The 20,874-nt window shown below is 62.5% G+C and carries 21 protein-coding genes; 12 read left to right on the top strand and 9 right to left on the bottom strand.

The features are described from left to right. The 4 genes from PQR08_RS35085 to PQR08_RS35070 form a co-directional block, all read left to right on the top strand. Positions 1-187: 2Fe-2S iron-sulfur cluster-binding protein (locus PQR08_RS35085; RefSeq protein WP_408163823.1), on the top strand; the 187-nt coding region annotated here is incomplete at its 5' end. An 84-nt stretch (positions 188-271) separates the two neighbouring features. Beyond that, complete coding sequence (locus PQR08_RS35080) at positions 272-1,072, top strand: DUF1835 domain-containing protein (RefSeq protein ID WP_408163935.1); 801 nt, start codon at positions 272-274, stop codon at positions 1,070-1,072. A 33-nt stretch (positions 1,073-1,105) separates the two neighbouring features. Continuing rightward, entirely contained in the window at positions 1,106-1,708 is a 603-nt protein-coding gene (locus PQR08_RS35075; protein WP_187606609.1) for a TetR/AcrR family transcriptional regulator, read from the top strand. 220 nt (positions 1,709-1,928) lie between these two features. Next, positions 1,929-2,594: a GNAT family N-acetyltransferase gene (locus PQR08_RS35070; protein WP_408163933.1), complete on the top strand. Its 666-nt coding sequence runs from the start codon at positions 1,929-1,931 to the stop codon at positions 2,592-2,594. 53 nt (positions 2,595-2,647) lie between these two features. Here the strand turns inward: PQR08_RS35070 and PQR08_RS35065 are convergent, their stop codons facing one another. Continuing rightward, positions 2,648-3,151 carry an Lrp/AsnC family transcriptional regulator gene (locus PQR08_RS35065; protein WP_035509386.1) on the bottom strand — a complete coding sequence of 168 codons (504 nt, stop codon included), beginning with the start codon at positions 3,149-3,151 and terminating at the stop codon, positions 2,648-2,650. 146 nt (positions 3,152-3,297) lie between these two features. Here PQR08_RS35065 and hppD point away from each other — a divergent pair, with 146 nt between their 5' ends. Beyond that, positions 3,298-4,401, top strand: a complete 1,104-nt coding sequence (hppD, locus tag PQR08_RS35060; protein WP_408163932.1) for a 4-hydroxyphenylpyruvate dioxygenase — start codon at positions 3,298-3,300, stop codon at positions 4,399-4,401. A 107-nt stretch (positions 4,402-4,508) separates the two neighbouring features. Here hppD and PQR08_RS35055 read toward each other — a convergent pair whose 3' ends face one another. Continuing rightward, positions 4,509-4,718, bottom strand: a complete 210-nt coding sequence (locus PQR08_RS35055; RefSeq protein ID WP_035509390.1) for a hypothetical protein — start codon at positions 4,716-4,718, stop codon at positions 4,509-4,511. A 345-nt stretch (positions 4,719-5,063) separates the two neighbouring features. On the opposite strand from PQR08_RS35055, the gene PQR08_RS35050 reads away from it, so the two are divergent. Further along, positions 5,064-8,648, top strand: a complete 3,585-nt coding sequence (locus tag PQR08_RS35050; protein WP_408163930.1) for an indolepyruvate ferredoxin oxidoreductase family protein — start codon at positions 5,064-5,066, stop codon at positions 8,646-8,648. A 118-nt stretch (positions 8,649-8,766) separates the two neighbouring features. On the opposite strand, the gene PQR08_RS35045 is transcribed toward PQR08_RS35050, so the two are convergent. Both PQR08_RS35045 and PQR08_RS35040 read right to left on the bottom strand, forming a co-directional pair. Then, positions 8,767-11,040 (bottom strand): NADP-dependent malic enzyme, encoded by a 2,274-nt coding sequence (locus PQR08_RS35045; protein ID WP_035509395.1) that lies wholly within the window; start codon positions 11,038-11,040, stop codon positions 8,767-8,769. Positions 11,041-11,296: 256 nt separating this feature from the next. Then, positions 11,297-12,535, bottom strand: coding sequence for an MFS transporter (locus PQR08_RS35040; RefSeq protein WP_408163928.1), 1,239 nt, complete (start codon positions 12,533-12,535; stop codon positions 11,297-11,299). Positions 12,536-12,769: 234 nt separating this feature from the next. On the opposite strand from PQR08_RS35040, the gene PQR08_RS35035 reads away from it, so the two are divergent. After that, positions 12,770-13,456, top strand: a complete 687-nt coding sequence (locus PQR08_RS35035) for an orotate phosphoribosyltransferase (protein WP_061120316.1) — start codon at positions 12,770-12,772, stop codon at positions 13,454-13,456. A gap of 80 nt (positions 13,457-13,536) precedes the next feature. Here the strand turns inward: PQR08_RS35035 and PQR08_RS35030 are convergent, their stop codons facing one another. After that, the gene (locus tag PQR08_RS35030; RefSeq protein ID WP_187606601.1) at positions 13,537-14,247 is read right to left on the bottom strand and encodes a response regulator; all 711 of its coding nucleotides are present in this window, start codon (positions 14,245-14,247) and stop codon (positions 13,537-13,539) included. Between the two features lie 290 nt (positions 14,248-14,537). On the opposite strand from PQR08_RS35030, the gene PQR08_RS35025 reads away from it, so the two are divergent. The 3 genes from PQR08_RS35025 (at position 14,538) to argC (ending at position 16,872) form a co-directional block, all read left to right on the top strand. Then, on the top strand, positions 14,538-15,128 hold the full coding sequence (locus PQR08_RS35025; protein WP_238218006.1) for a YbhB/YbcL family Raf kinase inhibitor-like protein: 591 nt from the start codon (positions 14,538-14,540) through the stop codon (positions 15,126-15,128). Between the two features lie 129 nt (positions 15,129-15,257). Beyond that, the gene (locus PQR08_RS35020) at positions 15,258-15,872 is read left to right on the top strand and encodes a flavodoxin family protein (protein WP_035509487.1); all 615 of its coding nucleotides are present in this window, start codon (positions 15,258-15,260) and stop codon (positions 15,870-15,872) included. Between the two features lie 46 nt (positions 15,873-15,918). Continuing rightward, positions 15,919-16,872: an N-acetyl-gamma-glutamyl-phosphate reductase gene (gene argC, locus PQR08_RS35015; RefSeq protein WP_408163925.1), complete on the top strand. Its 954-nt coding sequence runs from the start codon at positions 15,919-15,921 to the stop codon at positions 16,870-16,872. A 234-nt stretch (positions 16,873-17,106) separates the two neighbouring features. Here the strand turns inward: argC and PQR08_RS35010 are convergent, their stop codons facing one another. The 4 genes from PQR08_RS35010 to PQR08_RS34995 form a co-directional block, all read right to left on the bottom strand. Next, complete coding sequence (locus PQR08_RS35010) at positions 17,107-17,472, bottom strand: response regulator (RefSeq protein WP_035509408.1); 366 nt, start codon at positions 17,470-17,472, stop codon at positions 17,107-17,109. 7 nt (positions 17,473-17,479) lie between these two features. Next, a complete protein-coding gene (locus tag PQR08_RS35005) occupies positions 17,480-17,920 on the bottom strand; it encodes a hypothetical protein (RefSeq protein ID WP_408163923.1) in 441 nt (146 codons plus the stop codon). 153 nt (positions 17,921-18,073) lie between these two features. Next, entirely contained in the window at positions 18,074-18,703 is a 630-nt protein-coding gene (locus PQR08_RS35000) for a LysE family translocator (protein ID WP_408163921.1), read from the bottom strand. 96 nt (positions 18,704-18,799) lie between these two features. Next, positions 18,800-19,744, bottom strand: a complete 945-nt coding sequence (locus PQR08_RS34995) for an NAD(P)-dependent oxidoreductase (protein WP_408163920.1) — start codon at positions 19,742-19,744, stop codon at positions 18,800-18,802. Positions 19,745-19,788: 44 nt separating this feature from the next. Between PQR08_RS34995 and PQR08_RS34990 the strand changes: the two genes are divergently transcribed. Further along, positions 19,789-20,544: a Mut7-C RNAse domain-containing protein gene (locus PQR08_RS34990; RefSeq protein ID WP_408163918.1), complete on the top strand. Its 756-nt coding sequence runs from the start codon at positions 19,789-19,791 to the stop codon at positions 20,542-20,544. A 62-nt stretch (positions 20,545-20,606) separates the two neighbouring features. Then, entirely contained in the window at positions 20,607-20,873 is a 267-nt protein-coding gene (locus PQR08_RS34985; RefSeq protein ID WP_187606592.1) for a hypothetical protein, read from the top strand. The last annotated feature ends 1 nt before the right edge of the window (position 20,874 follow it).

The raw sequence follows: 20,874 nt of genomic DNA, 5'->3' as shown, positions 1-20,874 counted from the left end.
ACTCGCGCTGCCGTACGCGTGCAAGGGCGGTGTGTGCTGCACGTGCCGCGCAAGAGTGCTCGAAGGCGAAGTGAAGATGGAGAAGAACTACACGCTCGAACAACACGAAATCGATGATGGCTTCGTGCTGACTTGTCAGTGTCATCCGGTGAGCGAGCGCGTGGTGGTGAGTTTCGACGAGCGCTAGATCGCAGCCCGGCGTCATTCGATTCGCGTAAACTAGGACTGCTCACCCGAGCGGTCCTTTCGTCCTTCTGGCCTCCCGACACCGATGAACATGATTCACGTCACGAATGGCGATTGCGCGGCCCAATCCCTCACGGAAGCATTGCGGCGCGCCGAACGCGACGAGCGCGTCATCGCGTTGCGCGACGATCTCGCCGTCGGTCCGATCAGCGACATCGACGAATCGCCGCTCGCGCGCGCCACGTTCTGGCGTCAGGTTCTGAACAGCGCCGTCGACTTCGAGGGCGAACTCGAAGAACAGCAGGCGCTGTTCGGCCGCCTCGCGCGCGGCGACGATCAGATCGTCGTGTGGCACGGCCAGAGCGCGGCCGACCAGCTCACGCTGCGACGGGTCGCCTATCACATGCGCAACGTGCCGCAGCGCTTGAACGAAGCGAAGCTCACTCACGACGATCTGACGATTGCGACCGGCGACAGCGATCCCGAGCACGTTGGCCGCGAAGACCGTGCGACGGCCGTCGGCATGTTTTCACCGAAGCAACTGCTCGCGAAGCTGCCCACCGCCGCGCCGATTTCCGTGCTGCGCATCAGCCGGCTCGCGCTCGAGTGGCAGGAAGCGAAATACGCCAACGCCGACACGCGCCGCCTGCGCGACAACATGCTCGTAACAGGAACATGGATCGATATCGACGAAGCCTTGCTCGATCTCGCCGGTCCCGAATGGAAACCGGCGCGCCAGATCGCCGGCGCTGCAATGGGGCAGCGCTTCGATTTCATGCTTTCCGATTCCATAGCATTCTGGCGCTGCCGCGAACTCGTCACGGCGGGACGGCTTAAAATCCGCGGCACGCCGTCCGAAATCAGTCAGGCCGAACTGCGCCGCTGAATCCATACCTATAAGAACGCACTTTCCGAACACATGGCCCGTACCAAAGCGCCCGATCACGAGACACAACGCGAACAGATCCTCGAACTCGCCGCCGCGAAATTCGCCCAGACGAGCTATCCCAGCACCTCGATGGCCGATCTCGCCGCCGCGAGCGGCACGTCGAAGGCTCGCCTCTATCACTATTACGTGAGCAAGGAAGCGATCCTCTTCGATTTGCTCGACCGCTACACCAAGCGGCTGATGCTGATCATCGCGGAAGTGGAAGGCGCCAGCCAGCGGCGCGGACTGAGCGAACGCGAGGCTTTCGCCGATCTCGTGCGCGCGTTTCTCGCCGAATACGAGACGTCGCATAGCCGGCACGTCGCGCTTCTGAATGATGTGAAGTATCTGGAAGAGGCGCAGCGCGAGATCGTCCTCGATCGTCAGCGCGACATCGTGGCGGCGTTCGCGCGTCAGCTCGCGCGGGCTTATCCGAAACGCGCAACCAAGGACAACCAGACTGCCCTAACCATGATGGTCTTCGGCATGATCAACTGGACGTTCACGTGGCTCAAGCCGGGCGGCAAGCTGGGCTACAGCGAGTTCGCGGAACAGGTCGTCGACATGATCGAAAACGGCCTCAATGTCGAATAGATCGATGTTGCAGCACAACAAACCGACTGTCCGGTAAATTGTCGCGTTTGCGTCACTTCGTTAAGTTATTGATTTTACTACGATCTAATCGTTTTCAGTAGCTGTTTAGAACGCGCCGTCTAGGTCGTTTTAAGGGTTTTCCCGTATCCGTTTCTCCGTAATCGGCTAAAATTCGTTTTGCTTTGCAGCATGCTGCATGACGAACGAAGGAGAAACGAATATGGAACTGACCATCAACCGCACTGCCGAGCCGATCGTCGCGCACGATCAGCCGCTCAAAGACGCGCGTATGCCGGTTCTCGTCCGCGAACTGTCCTCGGCAGATCGCGAGCGTCTCCTCACGCACTTTCTGGCTCTCGACGAAGACGACCGTCTCCTGCGCTTCGGGCAGGTCGTGCCGGATCACGTCATCGAGAACTATGTGCGCAACATCAACTTCTCGAACGACAAGGTGTTCGGCGTGTTCGGCGGCGCCCTGGAATTGATCGGCGTCGGCCATCTGGCGTATTTGCCCGCCGAGGGCGACAAGCGAACTGCCGAATTCGGCGTCTCGGTGCTCGAAAGCGCGCGCGGCCGTGGCATCGGCTCGAAGCTGTTCGAGCGCGCCGCCATGCGCAGCCGCAACACGCAGGTATCGGTGCTCTATATGCACTGCCTGTCGCGCAACTCGACCATGATGCATATCGCGAAAAAGTCGGGCATGAAGATCGAATACGCTTACGGCGAAGCGGATGCCTATCTCTCGCTAGCGCCGGCTGACCAGACCAGCATCGTCGCCGAAATGCTTCAGGAGCAGGCCGCCGTATTCGACTACGCGATCAAGCGCCAGGCGCAACGCGCGTCGCAGGTCTTCCAGGCGTTCATGCCGGCAGCGGGCGTCGCGTAACTTTTCTCAGGAACAGCGCGAGACAAGGGCGGCTCTGACCGCCCTTCGTCGTTTTAACGCAGCGGCAGAACTGTCGTCTCCTTGATACGTTCCAGTGAGAAGCTCGAGCGCACATCGATCACGGACGGATGGTGCAGCAATTCATCCTGCACGAAGCGCGAGAAATCATCCATGTCGCGCACCTGAACGCGCAGCAGAAAATCCATCTCGCCGGTCATCGCGTCGCAGGCGACGACTTCCGGCCATGAACGCACCGCTTCACGAAAGAGATCGCCGTGCGTCGGCGCTTTCGGCGTGCCTGCCGCAGCCTGCATGCCGCCGCGCTTTTCCAGACGCACGTTGATGTAGGCGAGTAAGCCAAGCCCGAGCTTCTTCGCGTCGAGCAGGGCCACATAACCGCGAATCACGCCGATCTCCTCCAGCCTCCGGATGCGCCGTAGGCACGGGCTGGGCGACAGATTCACGCGATCCGCGATCTCCTGATTCGATAGCCGTCCATTTTCCTGAAGAATCGCCAGAATTCGGCGGTCGATCGTGTCCAGTTCGAGTTCAGCCATTTTGTAGCTCCCTGCCGCTTTCAATTGGCAGCATCGTGCTCAATCTTATGAATCACTGATTAGTTTCGCAAGTTTTTGCCACTGTCACCTGACTAAACTGTCTCCACGTCGCGCACATCGCGCCGCATCTAAATCAGGAGACACGCATGACCGCAACGACTTGGGAGAATCCCGTCGGCACCGATGGCTTCGAGTTCATCGAATACACCGCGCCGGATCCGGTTGCGCTCGGCAAACTGTTCGAGCAGATGGGCTTCACCGCGATCGCGAAGCATCGTCACAAGGACGTGACGCTTTACCGCCAGGGCGAAATCAACTTCATCGTCAACGCCGAGCCGGATTCGTTCGCGCAGCGCTTCGCGCGCCTGCACGGTCCGTCGATCTGCGCGATCGCCTTCCGCGTCGCCGATGCCGCCAAGGCGTACAAGCGCGCGCTCGAACTCGGCGCATGGGGCTTCGACAACAAGAACGGCCCGATGGAGCTGAACATCCCGGCGATCAAGGGAATCGGCGATTCGCTGATCTACTTCGTCGACCGTTGGCGCGGCAAGAACGGCGCGCAGCCGGGCAGCATCGGCGATATCAGCATTTATGACGTCGATTTCGAACCGATTCCGGGCGCGGAGCAAAACCCGGTGGGCCACGGACTCACCTACATCGATCACCTGACGCATAACGTGCACCGCGGTCGCATGGTCGAATGGGCGGAGTTCTACGAGCGGCTCTTCAACTTCCGCGAAGTCCGCTATTTCGATATCGAAGGCAAGGTCACGGCGGTGAAGTCGAAGGCGATGACGTCACCGTGCGGCAAAATCCGCATTCCGATCAACGAAGAAGGCTCGGAAACCGCGGGACAGATTCAGGAGTATCTGGACGCGTATCACGGTGAAGGCATTCAGCACATCGCGCTCGGCACGGGCGATATCTACAGCACCGTCGACGGCCTGCGCGGCGCGAAGATCGCTCTGCTCGACACCATCGACACGTATTACGAGCTGGTCGATCGCCGCGTGCCCGGCCATTGCGAAACGGTCGCGGAGTTGAAGAAGCGCAAGATTCTGATCGACGGCACCAAGGACGAAATCCTGCTACAGATCTTCACGGAGAACCAGATCGGGCCGATCTTCTTCGAGATCATCCAGCGCAAGGGCAATCAGGGCTTCGGCGAAGGCAACTTCAAGGCGCTGTTCGAGTCGATCGAACTGGATCAGATGCGCCGTGGCGTGCTGAAGGACACCACCGCGGGCTGATCGCGCAGAAAACCCGGGCATCAAAAAAGGGACGTGGATCGCGAAGGTCCATGTCCCTTTGTTCATTCTGGCGGCCCGTTTGGTCGATACGGACCGCGATGAGCGGGTCAGCCCGCCGTCTCGTCGTCGCTGCTTTCCGATTCGCGGCGCTTTTCAGCACCCGCCTTAACCGACTGAACGCGCACTTGCGCGACCTGTGCAACCGACGACGCCCCGAACGGCGAGCCATTATTCGCCCGTGCGCCGCCCACCGGCGCGCTGATGGCGAAAAAAGCCGCCGAAACGACCAAGAAATTCTGGATGTGGCGTTGTTTCATCGTTATCTCCTTCTAACTGCAAAGTACAACTCGCTTCCGAAACCCAAAGCGTGCACAGAAAATTGGCACGGAAGTTCCGGAAGCGTCATTTTAGACAGGGATGAACGGCAGGGTTCCGTGGATCGGTCGAATTTACATGCTGTAACAAAACCCTCTTGATGACGGTCAAATCGTCAAGGAATTGACGCAAAGCGCGGCTAAGTGAGGAATTTTTAACGGGTTTGTACCAGTGCCTGAAAGATCATTGCACCGGCAAACTGGTAGTCCCGGCCTACGCGTTCACAAGATGCGACGGCCCGAAACATGCTTTGGTGATCCCAAACCTCGGGTGGAGGAATACACATAATGAACGCCCCGCTAGACGCAGAACAAAGAGCTTCGCTAGAAGCCGCGTTGAAATCCGTCACGCTAGACGACAAATACACGCTCGAACGTGGCCGCGCCTATATGAGCGGCATCCAGGCCCTGGTGCGCCTGCCGATGCTGCAGCAAGAGCGCGACAAGGCCGCTGGCCTCAACACCGCCGGATTCATCTCCGGCTATCGCGGTTCTCCCCTCGGCGGTCTCGACCAGTCACTCTGGAAGGCGAAGAAGCATCTCGCCGGCCATCAGGTCGTGTTTCAGCCGGGCGTGAACGAAGATCTCGCCGCTACCGCCGTGTGGGGCTCGCAGCAAGTGAATCTGTACCCGAGCGCCAAATACGACGGCGTGTTCTCGATGTGGTACGGCAAAGGCCCGGGCGTCGATCGTTCGGGCGATGTCTTCAAGCACGGCAATTCCGCCGGATCGGCGCAACACGGCGGCGTTCTGGTGCTCGCCGGCGACGATCACGCCGCGAAATCGTCGACGCTCGCGCATCAGTCCGAGCACGTGTTCAAGGCGTGCGGTCTGCCGGTGCTGTTTCCGTCGAACGTGCAGGAATATCTCGATTTCGGCCTGCACGGCTGGGCGATGTCGCGCTACTCCGGCCTGTGGGTCGCGATGAAATGCGTGACGGATGTCGTCGAGTCGTCGGCTTCGGTGGATATCGATCCGCATCGCACGAAGATCGTGCTCCCGACCGATTTCGCGATGCCCGATGGCGGCCTGAACATCCGCTGGCCGGATCCGCCGCTCGTGCAGGAAGCGCGTCTGCTCGACTACAAGTGGTACGCCGCGCTCGCCTACGTGCGCGCGAACAAGCTGGACCGCGTGGAAATCGATTCGCCGCATGCGCGCTTCGGCATCATGACCGGCGGCAAAGCCTATCTCGACGTCCGTCAGGCGCTGACCGATCTCGGTCTCGACGACGCGACGTGCTCGCAGATCGGTATCCGTCTCTACAAGGTCGGTTGCGTGTGGCCGCTCGAAGCGCAGGGCGCGCATGAATTTGCGCGCGGGCTGGAGGAGATTCTGGTCGTCGAGGAAAAGCGGCAGATTCTCGAATACGCGATCAAAGAAGAGCTATACAACTGGCCGGATGCGCAACGTCCGCGCGTGTACGGCAAGTTCGACGAAAAAGACGGCGCCGGCGGCGAATGGTCCGTGCCGATGGGCAACTGGCTTCTGCCCGCGCACTACGAGCTGTCGCCCGCGATTATCGCGAAGGCCATCGCCACGCGCCTCGACAAATTCGATTTGCCCGCCGATGTGCGCGCGCGCATCGCGACGCGCATCGCCGTGATCGAGGCGAAGGAAAGGTCGCTCGCGCGGCCGCGTGTCGAGGCGGAGCGCAAGCCGTGGTTCTGCTCGGGATGTCCGCACAACACGTCGACGAACGTGCCGGAAGGCTCGCGCGCGATGGCGGGCATCGGCTGCCACTACATGACGGTCTGGATGGACCGCAACACGAGCACGTTCAGCCAGATGGGCGGCGAAGGCGTGGCGTGGGTCGGCCAGTCGCCGTTTTCGAACGACAAGCACGTTTTCGCGAACCTCGGCGACGGCACGTATTTCCATTCGGGCCTGCTCGCGATCCGCGCGGCGATCGCGGCGAAGGTGAACATCACCTACAAGATTCTTTATAACGATGCCGTCGCGATGACCGGCGGTCAGCCCGTCGACGGCGTGCTGACCGTGCCGCAGATCACGCATCAGCTCGCGGCGGAAGGCGCGGCGAAGATCGTCATCGTCACCGATGAGCCGGAGAAGTACACGGCGAGCGTCGGACTTGCACCGGGCATCGACGTGCATCATCGCGACAAGCTGGACGAAATCCAGCGTCAACTGCGCGAGGTTGCGGGCACGTCGATCCTGATCTACGACCAGACCTGCGCGACCGAGAAGCGCCGTCGTCGCAAGCGCGGCGCGTTCCCCGATCCGGCGAAGCGCGTCGTCATCAACGAAGCCGTGTGTGAAGGCTGCGGCGATTGCTCGGTGAAGTCGAACTGCCTGTCGGTCGAGCCGCTCGATACCGAGTACGGCACGAAGCGGCAGATCAACCAGTCGACGTGCAACAAGGACTACTCGTGCCTGAACGGCTTCTGCCCGAGTTTCGTGACGGTGGAAGGCGGCCAGTTGAAGAAGCCGAAGGCGACGAGCGTCGAGAGCGATGCGATGCCTTCCGTGCCCACGCCCGAGTTGCCGGAGATCGGACGGCCGTATGGCGTGCTGGTCACGGGCGTCGGCGGAACGGGCGTCGTGACGATCGGCGCGCTGCTCGGCATGGCCGCGCATCTGGAGCAGAAAGGCGTCACCGTGCTCGACGTCACCGGGCTCGCGCAGAAAGGCGGCGCCGTGATGAGCCACGTGCAGATCGCGAACCGTCCGACCGATATCCACGCGACGCGCATCGCGATGGGCGAAGCGGATCTCGTCATCGGTTGCGATGCGATCGTCACCGCGAGCAACGAATGCGGCTCGCGGATGCAGCCTGACCACACGCGCGTCGTCGTGAACAGCGCGCAGACGCCGACCGCCGAGTTCATCAAGAACCCGAACTGGAGTTTCCCGGGCGCGAGCGCGGAGGCGGATATTCGCGCGGCCGCGGGCGAGCATGTCGCGCTCGTCGATGCGAACCGCTTCGCCGTCGCGCTGATGGGCGATGCGATCTACACGAATCCGTTCGTGCTCGGCTTCGCGTGGCAGAAGGGTTGGGTGCCGCTGCTGCATGAGTCGCTGGTACGCGCCATTGAGCTGAACGCGGTGCAGGTCGAGAAGAATCTCGCGGCGTTCGAATGGGGCCGTCGCGCGGCGCACGATCCCGAAGCCGTGCGCCGTCTCGCGGATGCGCAGCATGGCGCGCAGGCAGCGCCGGGCAAGGTCATCTCGCTGCATACGCCGAAGGCGCTCGACACGCTCATCGACAAGCGGCTCGACTATCTCGCGAAGTACCAGAACACGGCCTACGCAGCGCGATACGGACGGCTGGTCGCGGAAGTGCGCGCGAAGGAAGCCGGGCTGGGCGCCGGGGACGGGCAGTATCCGCTGACCGAAGCCGTCGCGAAGAATCTGCACAAGCTGATGGCGTACAAGGACGAATACGAAGTCGCGCGTCTGTATGCCGATCCGGTGTTCCTCGACAAGATTCGCGCGAGTTTCGAAGGCGACTGGAAGATCAAGATGCATCTCGCGCCGCCGAGTCTTTCGAAGAAGGATGCGCACGGGCATCTGGTGAAGAAGCAATACGGTCCGTGGATGATGTCGGCGATGCGCGTGCTCGCGAAGCTGAAGTTCCTGCGCGGAACGGCGTTGGATCCGTTCGGCCGCACGGAAGAGCGGAAGATGGAGCGCGCGTTGATCGGCGAGTACGAGGCGCTGGTGCGTGAGTTGATCGGCGGACTCACGGAGCAGAAACTGTCACTCGCTGTCGAACTCGCGAATCTTCCCGACTCGATGCGCGGCTACGGCCACGTCAAGGAAAACAACGTCAAGGCCGCGAAGATCAAGTGGAATGCCTTGCTCGCGCGCTGGCGGAGTAACGAAGGCGGGGAAAAGCGGCAGGTGGCGTAATTCTCGTTGCTTCACGCTCGAAGGCGGTTCGTGAAAACGGACCGCCTTTTTTATCGGCCAAAAAAAACGGCGATCCGGTCTCCCGGATCGCCGTTCGTCTTTCTAACGCGACGTCGCGTTACTTCGCTACACGCGCATTCGCGCTCGCCACCGCCGTCATATTGATGATCCGCCGCACCGTCGCGGCCGGCGTCAGGATATGCACGGGCTTCGCAGCACCGAGCAGGATCGGCCCGACGGTCACGCCCTCGCCGCTCACCATCTTGAGCAGGTTGTACGTGATGTTCGCCGCTTCGACGTTCGGCATGATCAGCAGATTCGCCTCACCGTGCAACGTGGTCCCCGGGAACGAAGCCTTGCGCACGGCTTCGGAAAGCGCCGCATCGCCGTGCATTTCACCGTCGATTTCGAGATCAGGCGCGCGCTCCGCAATCAGCTTGCGCGCTTCGGCCATCCGCTTGCTCGACGCGCTCTGCACGCTGCCGAAGTTCGAATTCGACACCAGCGCGACCTTCGGCTGAATCCCGAAACGCTCGATCTCGCGCGCCGCCAGAATCGTCATGTCGGCGAGTTGCTCGGGCGTCGGCGTCTCGTTGACGTACGTGTCGCTGATGAACAGATTGCGCCCCTGCAGCATCAGCAGATTCATCGCCGCGAAGTTGTTCGCGCCTTCCGCCTTGCCGAGCACCTGATCGATGAACTTCAGGTGATCCTGATACGTGTCGATGAGACCGCAGATCATCCCGTCCGCGTCGCCCGTGTGAACCAGGATCGCGCCGATCAGCGTGTTGAACTTGCGCAGCGCGGCCTTCGCGCTTTCGGGCGTCACGCCCTGACGCGCGGCGATCTCGTGATACGCCTGCCAGCTCTTCTGATAACGCGGATCGTCTTCCGGATTCACGATCTCGAAATCGACGCCCGGCTTCAGCTTCGAGCCCATCTTCTGCAGACGCATTTCGACGACAGCCGGACGGCCGATGATGATCGGCTTCGCGATCTTCTCCAGCAGCACGAACTGCGCGGCGCGCAGCACGCGCTCGTCCTCGCCTTCCGCGAACGCGATACGCGCCGGAGCCGCCTTCGCCGCCGTGAACACCGGACGCATCACCATGCCCGTTCGATACACCGTGGCGCCGAGCGTCTCGCGATACGCATCCATGTCCTTGATCGGACGCGTCGCGACGCCCGAATCCATTGCGGCTTGCGCCACGGCCGGCGCGATCTTGATGATGAGGCGCGGATCGAAAGGCTTCGGAATCAGATATTCCGGGCCGAATTCCAGCGAATGGCCTTCGTAAGCCTTTGCAACTTCATCGCCCTGATCGGTTTCTTCCGCGAGTTCGGCGATCGCGCGCACGCACGCGAGCTTCATTTCCTCGGTGATCGTCGTCGCGCCCACGTCGAGCGCGCCGCGGAAAATGAACGGGAAGCAGAGCACGTTGTTGACCTGATTCGGATAATCCGAACGGCCCGTCGCGACGATGCAGTCCGGACGCACGCGCTTCGCTTCTTCCGGACGAATTTCCGGCTCGGGATTCGCCAGCGCGAGAATCAGCGGCTTGTCGGCCATCGTCTCGACCATTTCCGCTTTCAGCACGCCCGCGCTCGAACAGCCGAGGAAGACGTCGCAGCCGTGCATCGCATCGGCGAGCGTGCGCGCGTCGGTGCTCGCCTGATAGCGCTCCTTCGATGCGTCCAGATTGCCGCGGCCTTCGTAGATCACGCCCTTCGAATCGATCACGAGCGTGTTCGACTTCTTCAGGCCGAGGTGAACGAGCAGGTCCAGACAAGCGATCGCCGCCGCACCGGCGCCGGAGCAGACGAGCTTCACTTCGTCCAGCTTCTTGCCGACCACTTTCAGGCCGTTCAGGATCGCCGCCGACGCGATGATCGCCGTGCCGTGCTGATCGTCATGGAAAACGGGAATCTTCATGCGCTCGCGCAGCTTCTTCTCGATATAGAAGCATTCCGGCGCCTTGATGTCCTCGAGGTTGATGCCGCCCAGCGTGGGCTCGAGCATTGCGATCGCATCGACGAGCTTGTCCGGATCGGTTTCCGCCAGCTCGATATCGAACACGTCGATGCCCGCGAACTTCTTGAAGAGGCATCCCTTGCCTTCCATCACCGGCTTGGCCGCGAGCGGGCCGATGTTGCCGAGGCCCAATACGGCGGTGCCATTCGTCACGACGCCGACGAGGTTCGCACGCGACGTGTACTTCTGCGCGTCGAGCGGCTCATCGTAGATCGCCATGCACGCGGCCGCGACGCCCGGCGAATAGGCGAGCGAGAGGTCGAGCTGGTTGGAAAGCGGCTTGGTCGGAGTAACCGAAATCTTGCCGGGACGGGGATTCTGGTGATACGCGAGGGCACTTTGCTTCAGTTGTTCGTCCATGATTTGACCTGAGACGTTTGAGAATTATTTGAACAGGGTTCACACCGCCGTCGACCGTGCTGCAATGAATGCGGGAATGTGAATCGATGGACCAATTTTCATGGGCTCGGCGCGTCGGATAGACGCGGCGTGCCGCTCGTCGGAATCGAACGAGCGGACGGAGCCTTTGGTTTTTTTTGGGACGTTCAGTGTACACCGCGCGCCTGAAATGACGCGATGCAACGTTTCAGCGCAATTTCGTCCGACGACTCCGCGCTCAATCGAGTTCGGCGCCGCGTTTTTCCGGGATCAGAAAGAGCGTCGCGACGACATCGAGCAGATAGATCGATGCGAGAAACGCGAGCGCCACCGAGAACGAATAACGCGCCGCCAGCGCGCCGACCGCGACCGGACCGAGTCCACCCACCGCGCGCCCTATATTGAACAGCACGTTTTGCGCGGTTGCGCGCGCTTCGGTCGGATAGATCTCGGAGATCAGCGCGCCGTAGCCGCCGAGCATGCCGTTCACGAACACGCCCATCACCGCGCCGCCGATCAGGAGCGCCGCCGGGCTCGTCAGACCGGAATAGACGAACACCATCGCGACCGCGCCGAACTGATAGACGAGAAACGCCGGTTTGCGTCCGAAGCGATCCGCCGCCAGGCCGAACAGCCAGATGCCTAACGCCATGCCGAGCACGGTCGCCGCGGTCCAGAGGCCGGATTTCGTCAGCGAGTAGCCGAAGGTCTTCGACAGGTAACTCGGCAGCCAGATCATCAACCCGTAGTAGCCGAAGTTCTGCACCGAGCACAGGATGATCACGCCGAGACTCGCGCGCGCGGTGCGGGCGTCGTCGAAAAGACGCCTGAGCGGCAGCTTTCGGGCGGTATCGGCTTTGGCAGCCGCGCGGCGTTCGGTGAACAGCGCGGGCTCGTCCACATGACGCCGCACGAAGAACGAAACGACCGCCGGCAACAGCCCGACCGCGAACATGCCGCGCCAGCCGATCACGGGCAGGAGCATCGGCGTGATGAGCGCGGCGGCGAGCACGCCCATTTGCCAGCCGATCCCGACATACGACGACACGCGCGCTCGCAGCCGCGCGGGCCACGCCTCGGCGACGAGCGCCATGCCGATCCCGAACTCGCCGCCCAGCCCGATTCCAGCGATGGTGCGATAGATCAGCAAATCGCCGTAGCCCTGCGCGAGCGCACACAGGCCGGTGAAGACGGCGAACATGAGAATCGTCCAGGTCAGCATGCGCACGCGGCCGAAATAATCGGACAGCATGCCGAACACGACGCCGCCCGCGACCGCGCCGGCGAGCGTCCACGTGACGAGCGCGCCGGATTGCGCGGGCGTGAGATGCAGATCGGCGGCGATCGCGGGCAGCATGAAGCCGAGGATCAGCAGGTCGAAACCGTCCATTGCGTAGCCGAGCATCGACGCGACGAGCGCCTGCAATGCGTGGCGGGAAAGCGGCTCGGAGGCAGTGGAAGAGGAAGCGGGCGTCATCGGAGCGTTCTGCGGAAAGTGCCGGGAGTGTAAGCGCGAGCACGCGAATCGTTCAATCGATCGAAAAAAGCCCACTCGCCCGCATTCGTCCGCTCGGGTAAAATGGCGGGCTACGCGCGCAGTGAGTGCGAAAACGTCGTCCAAAACGGCGTGTTCTGCATCGAAACATGCGCCAAAGGCCTTCGCGGCCGCCTCCCGCTTCTTCAAGCGCCACACAAGTCCAAGGATTCGCCCATGACAGGCTTCGATCGCCAGACGATCTCCGACACCACCGCCAAGATGCTGCTCGAAGTGCAGGCGGTGCACTTCAACGCGGAAAAACCGTACATCTTCACGTCCGGCTGGGCGAGCCCGGTGTATATCGACTGCCGCAAGCTGATCTCGTATCCGCGCGTGCGCCGCGGCCTGATGGAGATGGCCGAAGCGACGATTCTGCGCGATGTCGGCTACGAGCAGATCGACGCCGTCGCTGGCGGCGAGACCGCGGGCATCCCGTTCGCCGCCTGGATCGCCGACCGCCTGATGGTGCCGATGCAGTACGTCCGCAAGAAGCCGAAGGGTTTCGGCCGCAATGCGCAGATCGAAGGTTTGCTGACCGAAGGCCAGCGCGTGCTGCTGGTCGAAGATCTAACCACGGACAGCCGCAGCAAGATCAACTTCATCAACGCGCTGCGCACGGCGGGCGCGACGGTGAATCACTGCTTCGTGCTCTTCCACTACAACATCTTCAAGGAGAGCGTGTCGGTGTTGAAGGACATCGACGTCGATCTGCACGCGCTCGCCACCTGGTGGGACGTGCTGCGCGTCGCGAAGGAGCAAGGCTACTTCGAGTCGAAGACGCTCGATGAAGTCGAGAAATTCTTGCACGCGCCGGCGGAATGGTCGGCTGCGCACGGCGGTGCGACCGCTGCTCCGCAATAAGTATTAACGTCCGCGAAGCAATTGATAAAAAAAGCCGCTGATCGAAATCAGCGGCTTTTTTATTTGGCAAGCAAAATCGCCTATAGCGAATTCGGATTGGGAAGCGAGTCGTCGAGCGAACCGTCGCCGGAATACGCCGAAAGATTCATTAACCCGTTACTTTGCGCGTACTGAAACAATTCGGAATCGCGCTCGATGCCGAGTTTTCGCATTGCGGTGTTCTTTTGCGTGCTGATGGTTTTGATACTGCGCCGCAATTGTCCCGCGATTTCCGTGATCGTCATGCCCGAAACAAACAGGCGCACCACTTCGAGTTCGCGCTTGGACAGGATCACGCTGCGTTGCTGCCCGCTCGAACTGAGTCCCATGCTGTCGAGCGCCGCCTTCACGGACGGGCCGAGATATTCCTGCCCGCGCATGACATGCTGGATGGCCCAGCCGATGTGGTTCATGTCGTCGGCCTTGTTGATGATCGACATCACGCCCACTTCGCGCAAACGTTTGAGCAAGGCCGGATTCTCGAGCATGGTGAGCACGACAAGCTTCACCCGCGGGAATTGCCGGCCGATATAGCCGAGCAGGGGCATGCCGTCGCCGTACGAACCGCCGGGCATGGCGAGATCGGTGACGAGGACGTCGCATGGCTCCTTCTGAAGCAACTGGATGAGTTCGGTCGACTGGCGCGCCTGGCCGATAACGTCCACCTCCGGAAACTTGTTGAGCGCCTGTGCCGCGCCAAACAGAATGACGGGATGATCGTCGGCGATGATGACTTTTATTCGCTGGCTCATTTAACTTCTCCTGTATTTCGGTCGATTAGTTGCCGCGCGAATCTGCGTCGAATTACTCATTTCTACGTTTAATAGAGTCAGAAGTCATCGCCGTCAAGGCGCTGCGTGCTACGTCCAAGCCGCTGGGCGCGCAACGCGCCATCGGTAAAGTCTCAAGGATGTAAAGCTTTAATGCTTTGTTGCAATGTTAAACTGCAAGCTGGTACGAAGCGCATCATGAGACAAAAAACATCGTTGCAGCCGGCGAAACGCTGCTATAACGCGCGACGATACTGACAGGAGTTCAGCCCATGCGCCTCTCCGGGCGACGCGTGAGTTCGACTGGCCTTGCCGCATCAGTACTCTTCATCGCCCTGGCGGCGGCGTTTTTCGCGTATTCGCACGAGGTCACCGCCGACCCCGCTTTCACCGTGTCCAGCACGGACCTCGCGCCTGGCAAGACCATCGGGCGCGATCTGCTTTTCGATCAGTCGGAGTGCAAGGGCGGAAACCGCTCGCCGCAGATTTCCTGGCATGGCGCACCCGCAAACGCCCGCAGCTTCGCTGTAACGATCTTCGATCCCGACGCGCCCGGACGCGGCTGGTGGCACTGGGCGGTCGCGGGCATCCCGATCGGCACGGATCGCCTGCCGAACAACGCGAGCGCGTCGGGGGCGCTGCGCAAGATGGGCGCCATCGAAGCGCGCAACGACTGGGATACGGACGGCTACGGCGGCCCGTGCCCGCCGCCCGGCAAACCGCATCGCTACATAGTGACTGTTTACGCGCTCGACAGCGCCGATCTGCGCCTGCGTCAGGGCACGCCCGCGCTCATGTTCGAGCACGAAATCCGCACGATGACGATCGCCAGCGCACAGCTCACGTTCACATACGGCCGCTAATCTGAAGTCGAGAACCGTGCGCTCGCGCCGCTCGGCGAAAAATTGTCTTTGCTAGACTGGCCCGGACCGTCCGAAAGGCACGCGTGCGCGGCGCGGCGCGGCGCGGCGCAGGAACGACTCGGGGAGACCATGCCGAACATCATCATCGTTTATCACAGCGGCTACGGCCACACGAAGAAGGTCGCCGAAGCGGTGCTCGGCGGCGCGACCGACGCCGGCGCGAACGTGAAACTGATCGCCGTCGCCGAACTCGACGACGCCGCCTGGGCAGAACTGGACGCCGCCGACGCCATCGTGTTCGGCGCGCCGACCTACATGGGCGGGCCGTCCGCCGACTTCAAGAAGTTCGCCGACGCGAGTTCGAAGCCCTGGTTCGCGCAGAAATGGAAGGACAAGATCGCGGCCGGATTCACCAATTCGGCCCATATGAACGGCGACAAATTCCTGACCATCTCGTACTTCGTCACGCTGGCGATGCAGCACGGCATGGTCTGGATCGGCACGGGCATGATGCCGTCGAACACGAAGGCCGCCACGCGCAACGATCTCAACTTCGTCGGCGGCTTTACGGGCCTGCTGACGCAATCGCCCGCGGACGCCTCGCCGGACGAAGCGCCGCCGCCCGGCGATCTCGAAACGGCGAAGGTCTTCGGCGCGCGCATCGCCGCGGTGACGGCGCGCTGGATCGGCAATCGCGGCGGCGTCGAAGACGGCGGACATCAGCCCGTCTCGGAATCGCACTAAAATGTCGGTTTTGCGGCGAGCGCCCGCACGAACCAGCGAGATCGAGATGACCACGAAAGTATTTGTCGACGGACAGGAAGGCACCACCGGCCTGAAGATTTTCGAATATCTGTCGCAGCGCCGTGACATCGAGGTGTTGCGTATCGAAGAAGCGAAGCGCAAGGACATCGAGGAGCGCCGCCGGCTCATCAACGCGTCGGACGTGACGTTCCTGTGCCTGCCGGATGTCGCGTCGCGCGAGTCGGTTTCGCTCGTCGATCGCGACAACACGCGCACCGTGATGATCGACGCGAGCACGGCTTTTCGCACGCAGGACGACTGGGCGTACGGCCTGCCCGAGCTCACGCGCGCGCAGCGCGAGCGTCTGCGCACGTCGAAGCGCATCGCCGTGCCGGGCTGCCACGCGTCGGCGTTCGTGCTGTCGGTGCAGCCGCTCGTCGCGGGCGGCCTCGTTCCCGCCAACTTTGACGCCCACGCTTATTCGATCACCGGCTACAGCGGCGGCGGCAAGAAAATGATCGCGGAGTTCGAAGCGGGCGGCAATGAACGACTCATGAGCCCGCGCCCGTACGCGCTGGGTCTGACGCACAAGCATCTGCCGGAAATGTCGGTGCGCACGGGCCTCGCGCGCGCGCCGGTCTTTACGCCGATCGTCGGCCCGTTCCTGAAAGGTCTCGCGGTGACGACGTATTTCTCGCCGGACCAGCTCTCGCGGCGGGCGAAGCCGCAGGACGTGCGCGACATGCTCGCCGAGTATTACAACAACGAGCCGTTCGTGCGCGTGATGCCGTTCGACGCCGAGAGCAATCTCGACGACGGTTTCTTCGACGTGCAAGCCTGCAATGACACGAATCGCGTAGATATCTTCGTGTTCGGCAACGACGAGCGCTTCGTGACCGTCGCGCGTCTGGACAATCTCGGCAAGGGCGCGTCGGGCGCGGCGATCCAGTGCATGAATCTGGCGATTGGCGCGGACGAAGAGACGGGTCTCGCCCGCTGACACGTTTCGCGGGAAACCAGAAAGGCCGATTCGCTCCACAGCGGATCGGCCTTTTTTGCGTTCGTCGGTGCAGCGCAACATTAAACCGTACAGACGAAAAAAAGCCCGCCAAAGCTGGCGGGCTGAATCCATATCAGTGGAGACATGGAGGAGACAGGAGTAAATATACCAATAATATTGGTGCGTCGCAACATCGCGTGTTGCAGCAGACCGACACAAGCGTGATCGGTGCAATCAGGGCTGCATCATCGACAGGATGAATTGCAGTTGGTCCGCGGATATCGGCTTGACGAGGTGGACATCGAAACCGGCGTCGAGCGTCATTTCCCGATGCTGCGGCTGTCCCCAGCCCGTCAGCGCGACCAGCATTCTCGCGTGGCCGTTCGGCAATGCACGCAACGCGCGCGCCGCCGCGAGACCATCGACGAGCGGCATGCCGAGATCGAGAATCACGACTTCCGGATCGAACTGCGCGGCGACTTCGACGGCTTGCGCGCCGTTCGCCGCGAGCGCCACTTCGTGGCCCATGCCGGTCAGCAAGTTCGCGAGGCCGGAAAGCGCATCGTCGTCGTCATCGGCTATGAGGATGCGCTTGCTCACGATGGCCTCACCGGGAACCGTAGATTTCGAGTTTCAACTTGTTCGAGCCCGCCTGCGCCGCCGTGATCTCGGTGCGCGCGCCGCGCGCGCCCACATAGAAATGCTGGCGCGCGGGCGAATTCTGGTCGTGCGTCGCGTCGGGCAGACACGATGCGATGTCCGCCGCGACGCCCTGCAGCGCGTCAGCGCTGGCGCCGCCGTGCGGCGTCCACGTGCATCGATAGTTCGTCTGCGATGCGGCGCACTTCGCGTCGTCGCCGTAAGGCAGCGCGACGGCGCGGCCATCGATCGCGGAGAGCGATGAAAAATTCGGCGCGGCAGCCACGATGCGCTTGAGCGCATCGCAGGGACTTGGCGTGTCGTCGGCGTGCGCGGAGGTCGTCGCCAGTACGCCGAAACAGAGCGCGAGAAGTGCGGCGCAACCGGGGCGTCGGACAAACAGATGCATGAGGCGCCTCCTTTTTAGCTGTTTTTCTGGGTTCGCCGCGAACCGGGACGAGCGCGACTATGCGCGCGCCCGCCGCGCATGTATGTTCGAAAGCGAATGAAGCACTGCAAGCGAAAGCAAGCCGTGCACCCGTTCATACAGACGTTTGAAGCGTCAATGGCGCACGAGCGCCATCATTGCGCCGAAGCCGACGAACACGCCGCCCGTCAAACGGTTGAACGCCCGCGCGACATTCGCGCTTTTCAGCTTGTCGCCGATGCGCGCGCCGAGACCCGCGTACACGGCGTACCAGCTCACTTCGATCACGGCGAAAGTCGAGACGAGCACGGCGAATTGCGGCAAGACCGGCCGGCTCGCGTCGATGAACTGCGGCAGCAGCGCCGCCGCGAAGAGGATCGCCTTCGGATTGCTGCTCGCGACGAGAAAGCCGTTGCGAAAGAGCGTGAAGCGTCGGGAAGAATGCGCGGCGCCGCTGTCGTCGCGAACATCGACGGCGCTCGCTTTCGCGCGCCAGCTCTTCACGCCCAGCCAGACGAGATATGCCGCGCCGATCAGACGCAGCGTATCGAAAAGACGCGGCCACGCTTCGAGAAACACGCCCAAGCCCGCCGCCGATACCGACAACATGATGACGAGCGCCGTGAGACAGCCGGACATGGTGGCCGTCGAACGTTTGAGGCCATGACGCGCGCCGTGCGTCATGACGAGCAGCATGTTGGGACCGGGAATCGCGGAAACGACAAAGACAGTGGCGACGAACAGCCACCAGAAATGCAGGCTCATTGCGGCGTGGCGGAGAAAAGAACGGGACTCGCATTATGCCGTCTGCCCGCGCCGATTCGGGCACAACGCCGCCTTTGCCACACCGCGTGAATGGAATCAGCCTCCGGCGCGACGGGCCGCGACCTGACCGAGCACGGCGAAGTCCTTCTCGCCGTCGCCGTGCGCGAGTGCATCGACGAGGTTGTCGCGTACGACGCTCGCCACGGGCAGCGGCACGTTCACGGCATCGCCGGCGGCGATCGCGAGACGCACGTCCTTCAGCCCGAGCCGCGCCTTGAAGAGCGCGGGCTCGTAACGGCGCTCCGCGATCATCTTCCCGTAGCCCTGATACACCGGACCCGGAAACAGCGAATTCGTGATGACGTCGAGCAGCGTCTGCGCTTCGATGCCGTGGCCGGTCACGAGCGCCGCAGCCTCGCCGAAGCTTTCGATCGCCGATGCGAGCATGAAATTCGCCGCGAGCTTGAGCACGTTCGCGTGCTGCGGTTCGCTGCCGACGCGCCAGGTTTTCTGGCCGATCGCATCGAGCACGGGCTGCACGCGGTCGATCGCATCGCTCGCGCCCGCCGCGAGAATGTTGAGCTTGCCCGCCGCCGCGACGTCCGGCCGCCCGAGCACCGGCGCGGCAACATACGCAACGCCGTGCTGCGCGTGAAGTTCGGTCAGCTCGACGGCCAGCGCCGCCGAAATCGTCGCCATGTTGACGTGCACGAGGCCCTTCGGTGCGTGCTTGAGCAAACCGCCATCGACGAGCACCGAGCGCAGCGCGTGGTCGTCGGCGAGCATGGAGAACGCGGCGTCGCCGGCGAACGCCTGCTCGGGCGTATCGACTACCGTCGCGCCCTGGTCCGCGAGCGCGCGTGTCTTGTCGCGCGAGCGGTTCCAGACGCGCACCGTGTGCCCCGCCTTGAGCGCGTTGCTCGCCATCGCGCCGCCCATTTCGCCCAGTCCAATGAATCCGATATCCATGCTCGCGTCCTCCTTTGCCTTGTTCGCCCGCCGCGCACGGGAAGGCGCGCGGCCCGAGCGCCAGTAGAGCATATCGAGGCGAAGCGCGCAGAGGCGCGCAATGCGATACTGGCTGCATGGTCAAGGCGCGCTTTCACTTCCATGGCGAACTGAACGATTTCCTTGCTCGACCCTTGCGCGGGCACGCGTTCGCTTGCGCGTGCGCGAAGTCTTCGTCGACCAAGCACATGATCGAAGCGCTCGGCGTGCCGCACACGGAAGTCGATCTGATCGTAAGTAACGGCCGCCCGGTCGGGTTCGACGCGCAGATCGAGACGGACGACGTCATCGAGGTCTATCCCGTCCATCGCGCACCCGCGGACATGGCGAACGGCGCGCCGCTGCTTCGGCCACCGCTGCGTGCGGCAGACCTGCGCTTCATCGCCGATGCGCACCTGGGCGGGCTCGCGCAACTGCTGCGGCTGGCGGGCTTCGACACCCGCTACGACAACAACTTCCCCGACGATGAAATCGAGCAGCTCGCGCACGACGAATCGCGCATCGTGCTCACGCGCGATCGTGAACTGCTCAAGCGCCGAACCGTGTTGCGCGGCTGCTATGTGCGCGCGCTGCAGGCCGACGAACAGTTCCGCGAAGTCTCAGAGCGCCTCGATCTCGTGCAGCACGTGCGCGCGTTCCGGCTTTGCCTGATGTGCAATGCGCCATTGCGTCCGGCCATGCCCGGCGAAATCGATGGCCGCGTGCCTGACGGCGTGCGCGAGCGGCATACACGCTTCGCCACCTGCGACGTATGTCGTCGCGTGTTCTGGGAAGGCTCGCACTGGCGGCGCATGCGAGCGCGAATCGACGCGCTGGCGGAAACGGGCCGCTAGCGCGGTCGTCGCGTTCCGTACAATACGGCCCCTGACCTCAATCCTCGCCCCTGGAGCATCGCGTGAACAAATTTCAACTGGAACAGACCAAGGCATTCAAACTGGCCAACGATCTGAAGCAAGGCGGCCGCGCACGCGCGGGCGCAGACGCGCAAAAAACCGATCGCCGCGAACAGCGCAAGCTCGATCAGGCGAAGGGCCTCGTGCCGTTCGCATGCAAGCTCGATGAAAAGCTCGCGAAGCAACTGAAAGAGCGCGCCGAGGCGCATGAAGGCGGGATGACGGAAGTGCTGGCGGAGTTGCTGGTGAAGGCGGGTCTGGAACGCTAAG

Origin of the sequence: Caballeronia jiangsuensis, assembly GCF_046030135.1 — a bacterium.
Taxonomy (GTDB): domain Bacteria; phylum Pseudomonadota; class Gammaproteobacteria; order Burkholderiales; family Burkholderiaceae; genus Caballeronia; species Caballeronia jiangsuensis.
Note: the sequence above shows the minus strand (reverse complement) of the source record. Positions and strands in the feature narration are given on the sequence as shown.